The following is a 15,207-nucleotide window of genomic DNA, read 5'->3' as shown; positions in this document are numbered from 1 at the left end:
CTGAAAGGTCCTTTATGTTGATGCTTCAAGATGACCACATAAGGGATCTCTTTCAGTTTCCGTTGCTTAATGATCTATTAAATTTATAATGCTCCCATAAAATCAAACTGCTGACCGGTACCAATGTCGCCAGTATATGTAAGAGTCCGAATAAACTCGACATACCATCTTCTACGATAAGAAGATAGGCAAATAGCACAATTGCCACAAAAGGCAACAAGGTAAAGGATAAGAATACACGAAGGCGGCCGCTTCTAAAGCGCGGCTTATTATTTAAAAAGATCCCCAATGTAAGCAGGCAAATGCATAGAACACTAAATGACAACAGCAATTCAGTAAACAAAGGCATATAGCAACGGGCCCGTTTTGCAGCTTCATTATTAGCCTGAAGTATCGCCGTCAAGATAAAGGTTGTCAAGACACTGAAACCTGTAATTCTTAAGAAAATATAAGCCAATTGTTTTTTCATACTACGTTCATAACCATTTTATGCATGCTTCTGTTATTTATCCTTTAGAACAACAGATTAGTACAAAAGATAAACTTTTCCTAAAGGTGCAAACTAATCCAAAAATTAAAAAGCAACAACAAACATTCGCAGATACAGAACTCATATTTAACTATTTGCAGACAAGATCTTTCCTATTCGAACAGTTAATACAAATTTTTTATTTTTTTACTAAGATTTCCTCTCCATGCTACGTATCTATCTAAAATTATAAACCATGAGGCTAACAGAAGATATCAAGCAACTGATTGTAAAATGCATAAAAGGCAATTTATCGCCTGTGGAAAAAAATGCGTTGTCCTCCTGGTTAGCAGAATCTCCTGCGCATGGCATTTATCTTGATGATCTGTTGCAAAAAGAAGATCTTGTACGGGATTTGAGACAGCGGATCTCACTGGAGGAATCAGATGCGACAGATTGGTCTGAACGCCTCAAAACAAAAACCCTGGCAACAATCCATGCACAAGAGAAACCTATTCGTATCAACAGGATCAGGCGACTTATGCCTTATGCTGCGGCTCTATTTTGTATTGTTCTTACGGGATTAATCTATCAATTTATTTGGAAGCCTTCGGCGCCCACTACCAATAGAATCGTCCTACATGATGTAGAACTACCGAATAATCATGCTGAAATACGGCTCTCGAACGGAAAAGTAATCCAACTGGACAATGGAAAAGGCGCATTGGTCACATCTGGTGGCTTGAAATATGCCGATGGTAGTCTTATTCAATCGACAGTTCCCAATACAGATTTGATTGCGACCGTCAATACACCAGCTGGCAGCATGCTCCAAATTACCCTGGCAGATGGGTCTCAGGTTACTCTTAATGCAAAGACCTCATTCAAATACCCTATCCAATTCGCAAAAGACCAACGCCTTGTTGAAGTAGATGGGGAAGCTTATTTTAGAATCGCTAAAAATAAAAAAGTGCCCTTCCGTGTAAGATCCAATGGTCAATTGATTGAAGTAACAGGTACCGAATTTAATGTAAACACCTATTCAAAACAAAAAAGCAGTACGACACTTGTCGAAGGTTCGATCAATTTATCAGCCAATGGACAGCAAATACAGCTCAAACCCAATCAACAGGCCACCCTGTCATCGGGACGCCTTTCACAAAAAGCCGTAGACCCACACAATTACATTGCCTGGATTGACAATAAATTCTATTTCAATGAGACAGACCTCCATACCGCCCTACAGACGATTGGTCAATGGTATGATCTCCAGATTATTTATAAAAATAACATCAAAGAGACCTATTTATACGGTGAAATTCAGCGGACAAAAAGTTTGTCCGCAGTATTGGAAATTTTAAAAAGAAGTAATATCCAGTTTGAATTGATCCAGGAAGATGGTGTTCGTAAGCTCATCGTATCCAATTAACCCATTATATAACTAAAAACTAAATTATACAGATGAAAAAGCCAACTTAACGAAGCTAATCAGAGCCGCTAAAAAAAGCCGAATAATGCTTCCAACATTAATCGGCCAATACATTAGCGATCTCCATTTTTGACCGATTCACTCAATCAGTTTACAAACAGATTATATCCCTAATTCAACAAATTTATGAATTTTAAATTTCTTGTTCATAGAAAACCTATAGCTATGGACATACCCAAACAATGGAAGACCAAAATGAAGCTTAGCGCCTTTTTTACGCTTGCATGTGTTGTCAAACTCTCAGCAGCTGGATATGCACAATCTATTACCATAGATGCAAACAAAACATCGCTTATACAGGTTCTGCGAACCATCCAAAAGCAGAGCGGTATTCCCTTTCTGTTAAATGGTAAGGAACTCGCCGAAATAAAAATTGAGGGGCATGTAAAGAATATGCCTTTAGAAAAAGCGATGTCAGTACTGTTGAAAGACAAACCCATTAGCTGGAGTTTCAAAGACAATATGCTTGTCGTCACCGCAGTAAAAGCAAATAACTCAGCTGTCATTACTCCAACAAACTATGCGTTTATGTTGCAGACAAGGACCGTAAAGGGAAATGTCCATGACAGCCAAGGGCAGCCAATCTCTGGGGCAACAATCACACTCAAAGGAACAAGCAAAGCGACCACAACAGATGCCAGTGGAAATTTTCAGTTAGATGTTAATGATCGCAATGCCATACTTGTTGTTAAAATGATTGGATTTCAACAGAAAGAAATTCCCTTAAATACACAAATCTATCTTGATGTTACGCTTAATCAACAGATTGATGCCTTGGAAGAGGTGGTGATCGTGGGCTATGGCGCTACGAAAAAGAAGGAATTGATCGGTTCGGTCTCGCAGATTGATGGTAAGCAACTTGCAAAACGAACAGTTCCCCAACTTGCGCAGGCACTAACGGGACAGATGCCTGGTGTAACGGTAATCCAACGTTCGGGGCAACCCGGTGCGGCCAACAATAGTATACAAATCAGAGGTGTAGGCTCCTTCGGTGCCACCACCGATGCCTTTATACTGGTCGACGGTATTCCAACCAGCTCCTTCAATGATATCGATCCCAATGATGTAGCCTCCATCTCTGTTTTGAAAGATGCCTCATCAGCAGCAATATATGGTGCCAGAGCCGCCAATGGCGTTATTCTGGTCACCACAAAAGCAGGTTCAACAGCCGGAAAATTAGCCGTTAATTATAGCGGATACTTTGGCATTCAAAAACCAACAGCTTTTCCCGAGTTTGTCAACTCCGGGGAATATGCCAGCCTGCTCAATGAAACCACAACTGGTGGCGGTGGTTATACCGAAGAAGAAATTCAAAAATTTAAGGACGGATCTGATCCTGACAATTACCCCAATAGCGATTATATCGGTAGTACATTTAAATCACAGGCAGCCCAGACTGGACATAACCTGAATATTTCCAATACAACCGAAAAAATACAGTATACCCTATCTGCCGGGTTCCTCAATCAGAAAGGTATTGTCATTAAAAACAACTTTAATAAATACAATGTTCGACTCAATCTGATTTCCAAGCTGAGTGATAAACTTAAATTAACGACAAGGGTATCGGCGATACAGACCGACACCGATGAACCCGCTGCACCAGCAACGCTTGATTTTTCGCGAATGACAGATATTATCTCCCAGGTTATCCGCTATCCCGCAATATTTCCGATCCGTATGAGCAATGGCGACTGGGGAGCTGGAAATAATCTAAAGGGAACACCCGTATCTTTTCTTGAAAGCGAATCATTTTACAAAGAGAAAGTATCCAATATCTCAGGAAATGCTCGTTTCGACTGGAATCCAATTTCTGATCTGACACTCTCGGCAATTGGTGGTTATACCCAAACCAATGGCCGTTCCAAGTTGTTTCGTGCAGCACAGCGCATTAATAGCTCCATTACACTTGCTCCTTCTACATTAGAACAGAGCGCCCCTTATACGACATATAAAACTTTTCAGGCATTAGCCGATTATACCAAATCATTCAACGACCATTCCGTTAAAATCCTAGCTGGTTATTCCTTTGAAAAAGGTTACAGTGAAGGACTGTCGGCTTCTCGTCAAAACTTCCCGAGCAATGAGCTTACAGAATTAAATATTGGTTCACCAGATGGACAACTTAACTCGGGCTCGGCATCCGAATGGGCATTAGAATCGCTCTTTGGTCGGGTTCAGTACAATTACGCAAAAAAATACCTCCTAGAAGGCGTGATTCGATACGATGGTTCATCCCGCTTTCCTACAAGTAAACGGTATGCTATTTTCCCTTCACTTGCTGCAGGTTGGCTAATCAGTGAAGAAGCTTTTATAAAAGATAAATTTGACTGGATTACTGAGCTGAAATTAAAAGGCTCCTATGGTGTTTTAGGTAATCAGAATATTGTGGAGAATCTTACCTCAAGAGTAGTGTCAAATTATCCCTACCAAAACATCTTAAATACGGGTTACAATTATCCCTTCGGAAATAGTATATCGCCTGGGGTCGCCCGTGTGACGATTGTAGATCCAAACTTACGTTGGGAATCAACCCGAACTGCTGATGCCGGACTCGAAATCGCATTATTTAAAAATCTACTGACCTTTAGCAGCACCTATTACAATCGTTTTACTTATGATATTTTAGTCAGCCCCAGCTCTAGCATTTCAAAGGTATTAGGCTTTGATGTTGGTATACAAAACTCCGGAAAACTTAGAAATACTGGCTGGGAATTTACGTTAGGCCATCAACATAAGGTCAATGAGTTCTCCTATAATGTCAATCTAAACTTCTCCACGGTCAAGAATAAAGTCGTCGATTTGGGTATTGGCAATATCAACCAGTCCAATGGCATGATTGGTAACGGATCCGATTTGTTTATCGGCTATCCGATACAGGCTTATTACGGCTATCAGACTGACGGTTTATTTGTTGATGCTGCTGATGTGGCATCTTGGGCAGATCAAAAAAGTATTAATCCACAATCACAACCTGGCGATATCCGGTACAAGGATATCAGTGGACCGGACGGTGTCCCTGATGGTAAGGTGGATGCAACTTACGACCGAACGGTTATTGGATCCCGTATTCCCAAATATACTTATGGAATAAATCTTGGATTTAATTACAAAGGCTTTGACCTTGGTCTCCTACTCCAGGGTGTAAGTGGTGTGCAGGGTTTGTTAAATAACTACGCTGGATTTGCATTAACTCAGAATGGAAATATTCAACGTTGGCAAGCCGATGGCCGATGGACTACCGCAAATCCAGATCGAAATGCCATATACCCACGATTCGAACAGCTACCAAGTACCGGAACACCAAATACGCTCTTATCAGACTATTGGCTGCTTGATGCGAGCTACTTGCGTTTAAAAAATATACAGTTGGGATATGCTATCCCAAAACAACTGGTTTCCAAATGGAAATTGTCAGGCTTACGCATCTATGCCAATGCTGAGAATCTATTTACAAGTAGCAATTATAGAAAAGGTTGGGATCCGGAGATCAATTCAAGTGGGGCATACTACCCCATTATGCGCAATTTCACGTTCGGCGTAAATCTTAGTTTTTAAATCAACTCAATAACCATAACATGAAACGTATAACCTATAAAAATATAAAACTGGTCCTTTGTATATTTTTAGCTTCCAGTCTAACCATGAGCTGCAAAAAACAATTGGATACAAATCCGCTGGATAAATTTGCTAATGACACATTCTGGAGCAGCGAGACTAATGCACGACTTGCAATCACAGGCCTTTACAAAGGCGAAATCCAAATGAATAGTTTAGCCGAGTTTAGTCCCTCAGACTGGTGGTCCTACCATGGTTTGCTCTACCTAGAGTTTGCCTCCGACAACGCCTATGACCGACGCGGAGATAATTCAGCATTCAATAAATTGTCCGATGGTACACTCACCAGTAATATTGGTATATTGTCCAACTATTGGACGCTCTCCTACAAACGGATTGCCCGTGCAAATTTCTTTTTAGAGAATGTGGACAAAACGCCTGTTTCACCTGAGCTTTTGGCCCGCTTTAAGGCTGAAGCACGTTTTATTCGCGCTTGCCAATACTTCTACCTATCACAGTATTGGGGAGATGCCCCATTGGTGACCAAAACATTAACACCCGACGAAGCCAATCATGTCATCAAAAATAAGAAGCAGGAATTGGTTGCCTTTGTCGAACGTGAGTTGCAGGAAGCCGCAAATGACCTTCCAAGCTATGGTAAATTACCTGCAGCAGAACGGGGTCGCGCGACGAAACAAGCCGCTTATGCATTTCTGGGGCGTCTACAATTAGCCGAAAAATCTTACGCTGCAGCAATTAAGACCTACGAAAATATCATCAATGCCAATGAAAATAGTATTGATCCCAACTATACAAGTCTTTTTGATGGCAGTAATGAATCCAGCAAAGAAATCATTTTTGCCACACAATATCTTGTAGACCTTGCCGGAAATGGTATGTTTCAACATAATTTTCCAGCAATAGCTGGTGGCTGGCATCTCCATTGTCCATTGGGAAGCTTAGTGGAGAGCTATACCTTTACGGATGGAACAGCCTTTTCCTATACTGATCCCAGATATAATTCACAGAATATCACCCAAAATCGGGATCCGAGATTAGGATTTACGGTCATCAGCAACGGGGACCGTTTCAAAAATCTCCGGTATACCTCGCATCCAGACTCAACCCTGTCCATTGACCAGCTCACAACCACCAAGCAAGCAACACGCACGGGTTATGGTCTTCGTAAATTTAACGCTGAAAATTTTAGCGGCAATTTACAGAATTCCGGAACAGATCTTCCTATTATTCGCTATGCTGAGGTACTATTGAGCTACCTTGAAGCCAAACTCGAAAATGGTGATCCCCTGACAGCTGAGCTACTGGATAAAACCATCAATGCAGTCCGCCGACGTAGCAGTGTCAATATGCCTCCTATCGCTGTCGCAAACGCGACTATAGTCCGGGCGGCATTGCGCAATGAAAGACGTGTGGAACTAGCCTTAGAAGGTATCCGCTATTGGGATCTTTTGCGTTGGGATACAGCAAAAGATGTTTTAAATGGTGATTTCTATGGCGCCGCATTTCCCGATGCCAAAAATATCCGCGTGAAAGCAGGTAGTAGCAGAGACAGTTATAGTCGCTGGTATGTAACCAAAAAGTCCTTCAGAGCAGGCCAGGATAATCACTGGCCAATTCCCCAAAGTGAAATTGATATCAATCCAAATTTAAAATAGTATATTGGGTGTCGTCAACAAAAAGACGGCACCCTATCAACGTATTTGCACAATATGAAAAAGACCCTATCTCTTACGATCCTACTTTCTTCGAGTCTGGCGATGACACTTCCCCTGACTTCATTTGCACAAAAACTGAATAAACCGAACGTTATCTATATCTATGCGGATGATCTTGGTTTTGGTGATTTGAGCAGCTATGGAGCCCAACAGATTGAAACCCCAAACTTGGATAAATTGGCGCACAGCGGTACGCGCTTCACCAATGCACATAGTACCTCCGCAACCTGTACCCCATCTCGCTTTGCTTTGATGACAGGTACCTATCCATGGCGCCAGACGGGTACAGGTATCCTGCCCGGAGATGCCAAGCTGATTGTACCGACAGACAAAATCACATTGCCCAAAGTATTCAAAAATGCAGGCTACGCTACAGCAATTGTCGGTAAATGGCATATGGGACTTGGCAGCGAGGTCAAAAAAGACTGGAATGCAGCCATCAAACCCGGGCCTAACGATGTTGGTTTTGATTACTCGTTTATCTTCCCTGCAACTGCCGATCGTGTTCCGACCGTTTTCTTAGAAAATGATCGGGTTGTCGCCGCTGAAGCAAACGATCCCATCCTTGTCGATTACGAGAAAAAAATAGGCAATGACCCTACGGGCAAAGAGCATCCCGAATTGCTCAAAATGCAATCCTCTCCCGGCCAAGGGCACAACCAGACGATTGTCAATGGCATCGGACGGATTGGCTACATGAGCGGCGGCACACGTGCACGCTGGGTAGACGAAGAAGTTTCCACAACCTTTCTACATAAAGCACAAGATTTCATTTCACAACATCAGGATAAGCCATTCTTCCTCTACTTCTGTTTAACGGAACCCCACGTACCACGTATGCCCGCCACACAATTCAGAGGTAAAAGTAAGCTCGGTTACCGCGGAGATGCTATTCTTCAATTGGATTGGACAGTCGGACAGATTCAACAGCAATTGCAGCTACTCGGCATGGATAAGAACACCATTATCATTTTCAGTAGCGACAACGGTCCGGTATTGGATGATGGCTATGTAGATGGTGCTGTTGCCCAGCTTAATGGACATCAGCCCGCAGGACCGCTCAGAGGTGGTAAATATAGTATCTTTGAGGGAGGGACACGTGTACCTTTTATCGTCAGCGGACAAGGGGTGGCCAAAGGTAAGGTATCCAATGCATTGATCAGTCAAATGGATCTGTTGGCAACAAGTGCGCAGCTTGTAGGTGTAAAATTAAAAGCTGATGAAGCAAAAGATAGCAAGGCCTTATTGAAAACCTTAACCGGCGAAGACCCCAAAGGACGTAGCACCATGATCCAACATGCACAAACCTTGGCTATTGTCAAAGACGATTGGAAATATATTGCGCCAAGCAACGGTACCGCCTATATGAAATTGACGGATACAGAAACAGGAAATCTTCCCGAAGATCAATTGTACGACCTCAAAAATGATATCGGAGAAAAAAACAACGTTGCTGCTAAATATCCTGAAAAAGTGAATGAGTTGAAACAGTTGTTGGAAGGAGAACGGAAAAAATGAAAAAAGGAATAGGTCTTACCCTCATCCTACTGGGATGGGGGATGCTTTTTGCACAACAAAAACAAGCAGCTAAAAAGCTGCCCAATATCATCTTTTTTTATGCGGATGACTTGGGCTATGCTGAGACAGAACCTTACGGACAACAGCTGATCAAAACCCCCAACCTGCAAAAGTTGGCGCAAGAGGGACTTCGTTTTATCAACCATTATACCAGTACACCAGTCTGTGCCCCAGCGCGCTGCATGTTACTGACAGGTAAACATGGTGGTCAGTCCTATATCCGGGGCAATTATGAATTGGGCGGGTTTGCCGATAGCCTGGAAGGTGGACAAATGCCCTTACCCGAGGGGACCTATACCATGGCTCACCTATTTAAAAAAGCAGGTTATCATACTGGGGCCATCGGAAAATGGGGTCTAGGCATGCAAAACACAACCGGAAGTCCCAACAAACAGGGATTTGACTACTTCTTTGGTTACCTCGACCAAAAGCAGGCCCACAATTACTATCCAAGCCATCTCTGGGAAAACGAGCAAAAATATCCACTCCAAAACAAAGAAAAGTTTGTGCATATTCCACTCGACTCCACTAAAGCAACAGCCAAAGATTTTGAGCAATTCAGTGGCAAACAATATGCCCCTGAAATTATGACGGAAAAGGCATTGGCATTTATTGATAAGAACCGAAACAGCCCTTTCTTTCTCTATCTTCCGTACACCCTACCTCATCTTTCGTTACAGGTACCCCAGAAATATGTGGATCGGTATAAAGATCTTTTCCATGACCATCCTTACTATGGGCAGGATGGCTACACGGCCACTCCTTATCCAAGAGCTACCTATGCAGGCATGATCACTTATCTGGATGATCAAGTGGGCCTGATCATGGAACATATTAAATCCCTAGGTCTGGATAACAATACCATTATTCTGTTCTCTAGCGACAATGGCACGGGTTTCAATGGTGGCATAGACTATCGCTTTTTTAAGAGCGTTGATTCACTCAGAGGGTTAAAAATGGATGTGTTTGAAGGGGGAATAAAAGTTCCACTGATCGTCCGCTGGCCCAAAACAATCAAAGCAAACACCGAGACAGCTGTCATCTCAGCACAATATGACCTGATGGCTACCTTTGGACAGTTGGTCCAACAGGATCCCGGTAAGACCAATGGACTGTCCCTGCTGCCAACCTGGTTGGGACAAAAGAACCAGAAAAAACACCAATACCTTTACTTTGAATACCCCGAAAAAGGTGGTCAGGTAGCCATACGTGAGGGACAATGGAAAGCAATTAAACTGGATTTAAAAAATAATCCAAAGGCAAAATGGCAATTGTATGATCTAGAAACGGATCCCTGGGAGCAAAAGGATATTGCAAACAAACATCCCGAATTGCTCCGTCATTTTGATGAAATTATCCGCACTGAACACCGTCCTGCACACATAAAAGAATGGGAAATCATAGACAGTAAGCTGGTAAAAAAATAAATTTCTCCGGATCTCATTTATTCTCCGTTAAAAAACTTGGGTTGTCATGCTTGAAAGCATGACAACCCAAGTTTTTTTATGTAACTTCGTTGTTAGTATCTATGTTGGGAGGCTGCCCGTAAATATCCTATTGAACAACAACAAAGGCCATGATATCGGTCATTATGTCCATCTTAGGGCAATGAAAGAAAAATATTGATAACCAAACATGCTTCAACTAGAGTCGCATATTAACGCATTAAAAGAGGGGAATGAAAGCGCATTGTGCTTTTTCATGGACCATTTTGGCCATGCGCTACGTTATTTTGCCTTTTCCTATCTACGCAGCAAAACCGATGCTGAAGAAATTGTGTCGGATATCTTTGTCAAGCTCTGGAATCACAGACAGAAAGTGGACAATTACGATAGCCTCAAAGCATTTTTGTATATCGCGACAAAGAATGCCTGTATTGATATGAAAAGATCGGCCCGATTTAAAATGCAGACCGAAGAATTGGACATCCTTCAGAATTTATCTATACCCGAGGACGATATTCTAAAAAAAATATTTAGGACAGAGCTAACGGAGTTATTACTGGCTGAAATCGATAAACTACCAAAACAGCAGGCTAAAATATGTAAAATGAGTTTTTTGGAGGATTTAGATACTGAAGAAATCTGCAAGATACTAGATACTACCCCATCAAATGTCTATTATGCGCGTTCTAAGGCACTCCTCGCTTTAAAAGAACGCTTCAGATCCAAAAATTTCGAATACCTTCTGCTAATCTCAATGTCCGCTTTACATATTTTCAAAAGCTAAAAAAATCAATCTATTCCGATAACAGCATATCGTATTGCTATACCGAAAAAATAATGTTTTCATACTTCCACAAGCAGCAACAGCTACGAAAATCGACTAAGTATTCGCTCTAGCCAATAGACAGCGGGTAGCTAGCTCATCGATACCCTAATTAAAAAACACGAATCAAATAAAAATTAGACAATTCAGAAAAAGAAATGATTGGGCCAAATTACAATATAATCAACTGTAAAACAGCATATTATCATAAAATAAAAAAAGCTTAGCATTTGGTCGGGCGACCTGCTAAGCTTTTATAAATACCTCTTTGTAAGAGGCAATCAACCTAAACCTATGACAAAGATAATGCTTCAAATGATATAAACAAAAATTTTGTAATATTTTTTTTCAACTCCCATAAATTTGTTTTGGCATAGCTACGACAAAAGGAATAGTAAGTGTACTATATACACACAATCTTTTTGCTATTTTCAAAAGCTCTTTTTTTAGCATACTATATCAAAGCAGATTCTATCACAGTATTTATCCCTTCCATGAATTATATTTACCATAAATTATTCTGTCATTCATGCGTCGATTTTGTTAGCAAAAACCATGTTTCCTTCGATTATTTAGTAACTTTGATTGAATCAAAAATTTTAGTGCATGTTTACCGGAATCATAGAAACTTTAGGAAAAATCGAGCATATTGAACATGAAAAAAGCAACATTCATTTTTATGTGAGCTCCCCGATCTCGAATGAATTTAAAATAGATCAGAGCGTAAGCCACAATGGGGTATGTCTGACCGTTGTTGGGCTGGATGATCAGGTGCACAAAGTAACAGCGATTGATGAGACCTTACAAAAAACGAATCTAGCACAATTGAAAGTTGGAGACCTGGTTAATATCGAACGCTGTACCTTAGCTGGTGGAAGATTTGATGGGCATATTGTCCAAGGACATGTCGATCAGACCGCAACCTGCATACAGAAAACCGATGAAAATGGTAGTTTTATTTTTACTTTTCAATACGATCCTTCCAAACAGAATATTACAGTAGAAAAAGGATCCATTACCGTTAATGGTATTAGTCTGACAGTGGTGGATTCTCGCGATGACCGGTTTTCTGTCGCAATCATTCCTTATACACTCGAACATACCAATCTTCAACAGGTTGAAGTAGGCACGACAATCAACCTTGAATTTGATATTATTGGAAAATACGTAACAAAAATTATGGCCATGCGTGGCTAATTCAGCCTAAACTATACTTACATGGATTTTACCACCTTTAAGTCCATGTAAGTATCTGATCAATAAACGATTTCCCACCAACCATCTATCCGAGAACATGATGTTACTTCAGATTATGTTTACACCAATCCTGATCCGTTTACTCTAGATAATGTCCCTGACGGATAAGTAATGCGCGATATTTATTAAAAACGCTGGACTTGGACACAAAGCCCATATATTTATTTTCATCCCCAAGTACCGGTAATATCCAAGTGTCATCTTTGTTCATCTTGGCCATTACAATTTCCATGTTCTCGTTGATCCCTACTGTATCGTTTGGTTTCTGTGCCAATTTTTCAAATGGAGTCTCTCCCCCTTCGACCTCTCCTAACAGCACCGAAAATAAAAATTCGCTATAGAGAAGCCCTATAAATTTACCTTCATAACTCACCACCGGAAAGATATTACGTTTACTGTGGATAATATCCGACTGCCTACTTTTTGGCGTTTCATCGGGTCTCAAAATCACAAAATTGGTTTCCAGAACATACTTAATCCGCATCATGCTCAAGACAGAACGGTCCTTATCTTCGTAAGAAATGAGATCGCCTGACTCGGCTAATACTTTTGTATAGATCGAATGCTTCAATACCGCGCGGTTAATCAAATAGGAAAGTGAACAGACCAACATCAGGGGTACCATTAAGGTATAACCTCCAGTGACTTCTGCAATTAAGAAGATACCCGTCAACGGTGCATGCATAATACCACTCAACGCACCTGCCATACCGGCAACTACAAAATTTGGGACGTTAAGCTCCGCAATTCCGGTCAGATTGACCCCATAAGAAAAGGCAAAGCCCAATAGACCGCCCATCACCAGACTCGGTCCAAATACCCCGCCGTTTCCGCCTCCATTCAACGTAAATAGTGCAGCAAAAGATTTACCAAATAAGGTCAAAATGGTATAACCCAACACCACCAATCCCATATCTTTATAATCAGAAAACAAGCTGTTTTTTACAATTGAGTTAAATTGTCCATTGAGAATCTGCTGGATCGTAATATACCCTTCACCATAAAGTGCTGGAAATACGAAAATCATAATCCCTAAGGATATTCCGCTTACCCATACTTTGTTATAGGGATTCTTTATTTTAGCAAACCATTTTCCTACTGAACTGGACACACGGGCAAAATAGATGGTATACAGTCCAATCAATACCGCCAATAACAAATAAAATAACAAGGCAGAAACCTGCCAATCCGAATTGAACGTACTAAATAGCGGTTCACTGTACAAAAGCCGCGATACAACGGACGCCAGGGCCGAAGAAATCAAAAGTGGAATAAAGACCGGAATGGAGAATTCCGGAAGCAATATCTCAATCGCAAAGATCATTCCCGCCAAAGGGCTATTAAATGCGCCCGAAATTCCTGCTGCCGCGCCACAGGCCAAAAGCATGGTGACTTCTTTATATTGCAGACCAAAAAAACGGGCAATATTGGAACCTATCGACGATCCCCCCAATGCCACCGGAGCCTCCAATCCACAGGAACCTCCAAATCCAACCGTAATCGCCGAAGTGACGACCTGCGAATAGATATTACTCGGGTCCAATCGGCTTCCCTTTCGGCTGATGGCATAGATAATCGGGGTGATACCATGCTCCATCTTCTTTCCTTTCAGAAATTTCCTAACAAAAAACACACTCAGTAAGATCCCGATCAACGGGAAAATCAAATAAACCGAATATTTAACCTTCCAATCAATATCATCCTGGATCGTCGCCGCAATAAAATGCGTTAGTCTTTTTAATACAGACGCCATCAGACCACCAACAATTCCAACTAAAAACGCCAGGAGAATAATAAAGTTTCTGTTCGAAACTTTTTTCATTCGCCATTGATTGATCTGATCTATCTTCTTAAAAAAACGTACACTGAGATTTGCCATGTCTTCTTATTGAAAGCTCAACACTTCCTTTTTCTTTTTTGTTTTAAATTTATCGGGTACAACCGCTAATATTTCCTTTTCCAATGCCTGAATTGCATGTCGTTTGACATAATTTTGTGTCGTGACCAACGATATTTCGCGGACTGGTTCCGGTGATTTGAAATAACGGATCTTATCCAACTGCTCATCCACATAATCTGAAATCGAAAGCTCCGGCAAGATTGTGATACCATCATTGATATCCACCATTCTTTTGAGTGTTTCAACACTACCGGTATTATACTCAAAACGTCCGGAAAGATCTTGATTATGCTTATGATGACAAATATTAAGTACCTGTCCACGCATACAATGTCCTTCATTGAGCAACCAGAGTTTATCATCGGCAATATCATCACCACTCAGCACTTTCTTGGAAAACAAAGGACTATTTTCAGATATATAAGCGACAAAATTTTCATAAAACAGAGGAGACTCCAGTATTCCCTGATCATTTAAGGGGGTAGATAGTACACCGCAATCCAAAAGCCCAACCTTCAACTCATGAACAATACGTTCGGTGGTATATTCCCAGATCTGCAATTGCAGTTTTGGATATTTCTCCATAAACGTTGTCAACACCTTAGGCAATAAGTAGGGCGCGATTGTTGGGATAACACCGATTTTTAGCGTTCCCTCGATTTCCCCCTTCTTGTCCTGTACAATTTCATTGATCTTACGGCTTTCAATCAGTACCGATCTTGCCTGAAGAATAATCTTCTCTCCAATTTCAGTAGGCACAACAGGCTGACGGCTCCGGTCAAAGATTTTAGCCCCCAAAGACTCTTCCAGTTTCTGGATCTGCATACTTAAGGTCGGCTGTGTCACAAAACACTTTTCGGCTGCGGCAACAAAACTACGATAGGTATCAACAGCAATGATATATTCCAATTGGATTAAGGTCATGTTAAAATCTTTAAAGCGCAAAATTACG

Annotated in this window: 10 protein-coding genes; 7 read left to right on the top strand and 3 right to left on the bottom strand. The window is 41.3% G+C overall.

All coding sequences use genetic code 11. The features are described 5' to 3' along the window. Positions 1 to 52: 52 nt before the first annotated feature. Positions 53 to 469: a hypothetical protein gene (locus M2408_RS08450; RefSeq protein ID WP_259180799.1), complete on the bottom strand. Its 417-nt coding sequence runs from the start codon at positions 467 to 469 to the stop codon at positions 53 to 55. Between the two features lie 256 nt (positions 470 to 725). Between M2408_RS08450 and M2408_RS08445 the strand changes: the two genes are divergently transcribed. From M2408_RS08445 to M2408_RS08415, 7 genes are all read left to right on the top strand, one after another. Next, positions 726 to 1,898, top strand: a complete 1,173-nt coding sequence (locus M2408_RS08445; RefSeq protein WP_259180797.1) for a FecR family protein — start codon at positions 726 to 728, stop codon at positions 1,896 to 1,898. Between the two features lie 225 nt (positions 1,899 to 2,123). Then, on the top strand, positions 2,124 to 5,516 hold the full coding sequence (locus M2408_RS08440; protein ID WP_259180794.1) for a TonB-dependent receptor: 3,393 nt from the start codon (positions 2,124 to 2,126) through the stop codon (positions 5,514 to 5,516). A gap of 20 nt (positions 5,517 to 5,536) precedes the next feature. Next, on the top strand, positions 5,537 to 7,192 hold the full coding sequence (locus tag M2408_RS08435; RefSeq protein ID WP_259180792.1) for a RagB/SusD family nutrient uptake outer membrane protein: 1,656 nt from the start codon (positions 5,537 to 5,539) through the stop codon (positions 7,190 to 7,192). A gap of 54 nt (positions 7,193 to 7,246) precedes the next feature. After that, positions 7,247 to 8,770, top strand: a complete 1,524-nt coding sequence (locus tag M2408_RS08430) for a sulfatase-like hydrolase/transferase (RefSeq protein ID WP_259180790.1) — start codon at positions 7,247 to 7,249, stop codon at positions 8,768 to 8,770. Then, positions 8,767 to 10,257 (top strand): arylsulfatase, encoded by a 1,491-nt coding sequence (locus M2408_RS08425; RefSeq protein ID WP_259180788.1) that lies wholly within the window; start codon positions 8,767 to 8,769, stop codon positions 10,255 to 10,257. Before M2408_RS08430 ends, M2408_RS08425 begins: the two co-directional genes overlap by 4 nt. 208 nt (positions 10,258 to 10,465) lie before the next feature. Next, entirely contained in the window at positions 10,466 to 11,059 is a 594-nt protein-coding gene (locus tag M2408_RS08420) for an RNA polymerase sigma factor (protein ID WP_259180787.1), read from the top strand. 645 nt (positions 11,060 to 11,704) lie between these two features. Beyond that, complete coding sequence (locus M2408_RS08415; RefSeq protein WP_259180785.1) at positions 11,705 to 12,295, top strand: riboflavin synthase; 591 nt, start codon at positions 11,705 to 11,707, stop codon at positions 12,293 to 12,295. Positions 12,296 to 12,434: 139 nt separating this feature from the next. Here the strand turns inward: M2408_RS08415 and M2408_RS08410 are convergent, their stop codons facing one another. Together M2408_RS08410 and M2408_RS08405 are read right to left on the bottom strand one after the other, a co-directional pair. Beyond that, positions 12,435 to 14,234 carry a chloride channel protein gene (locus M2408_RS08410; RefSeq protein WP_120260884.1) on the bottom strand — a complete coding sequence of 600 codons (1,800 nt, stop codon included), beginning with the start codon at positions 14,232 to 14,234 and terminating at the stop codon, positions 12,435 to 12,437. Between the two features lie 6 nt (positions 14,235 to 14,240). Then, entirely contained in the window at positions 14,241 to 15,179 is a 939-nt protein-coding gene (locus M2408_RS08405; RefSeq protein ID WP_259180781.1) for a hydrogen peroxide-inducible genes activator, read from the bottom strand. Positions 15,180 to 15,207 lie beyond the last annotated feature (28 nt).

Origin of the sequence: Sphingobacterium sp. BIGb0165 (assembly GCF_024810095.1) — a bacterium.
GTDB lineage: Bacteria > Bacteroidota > Bacteroidia > Sphingobacteriales > Sphingobacteriaceae > Sphingobacterium > Sphingobacterium detergens.
This window is presented reverse-complemented; position numbering and strand designations above follow the sequence as displayed.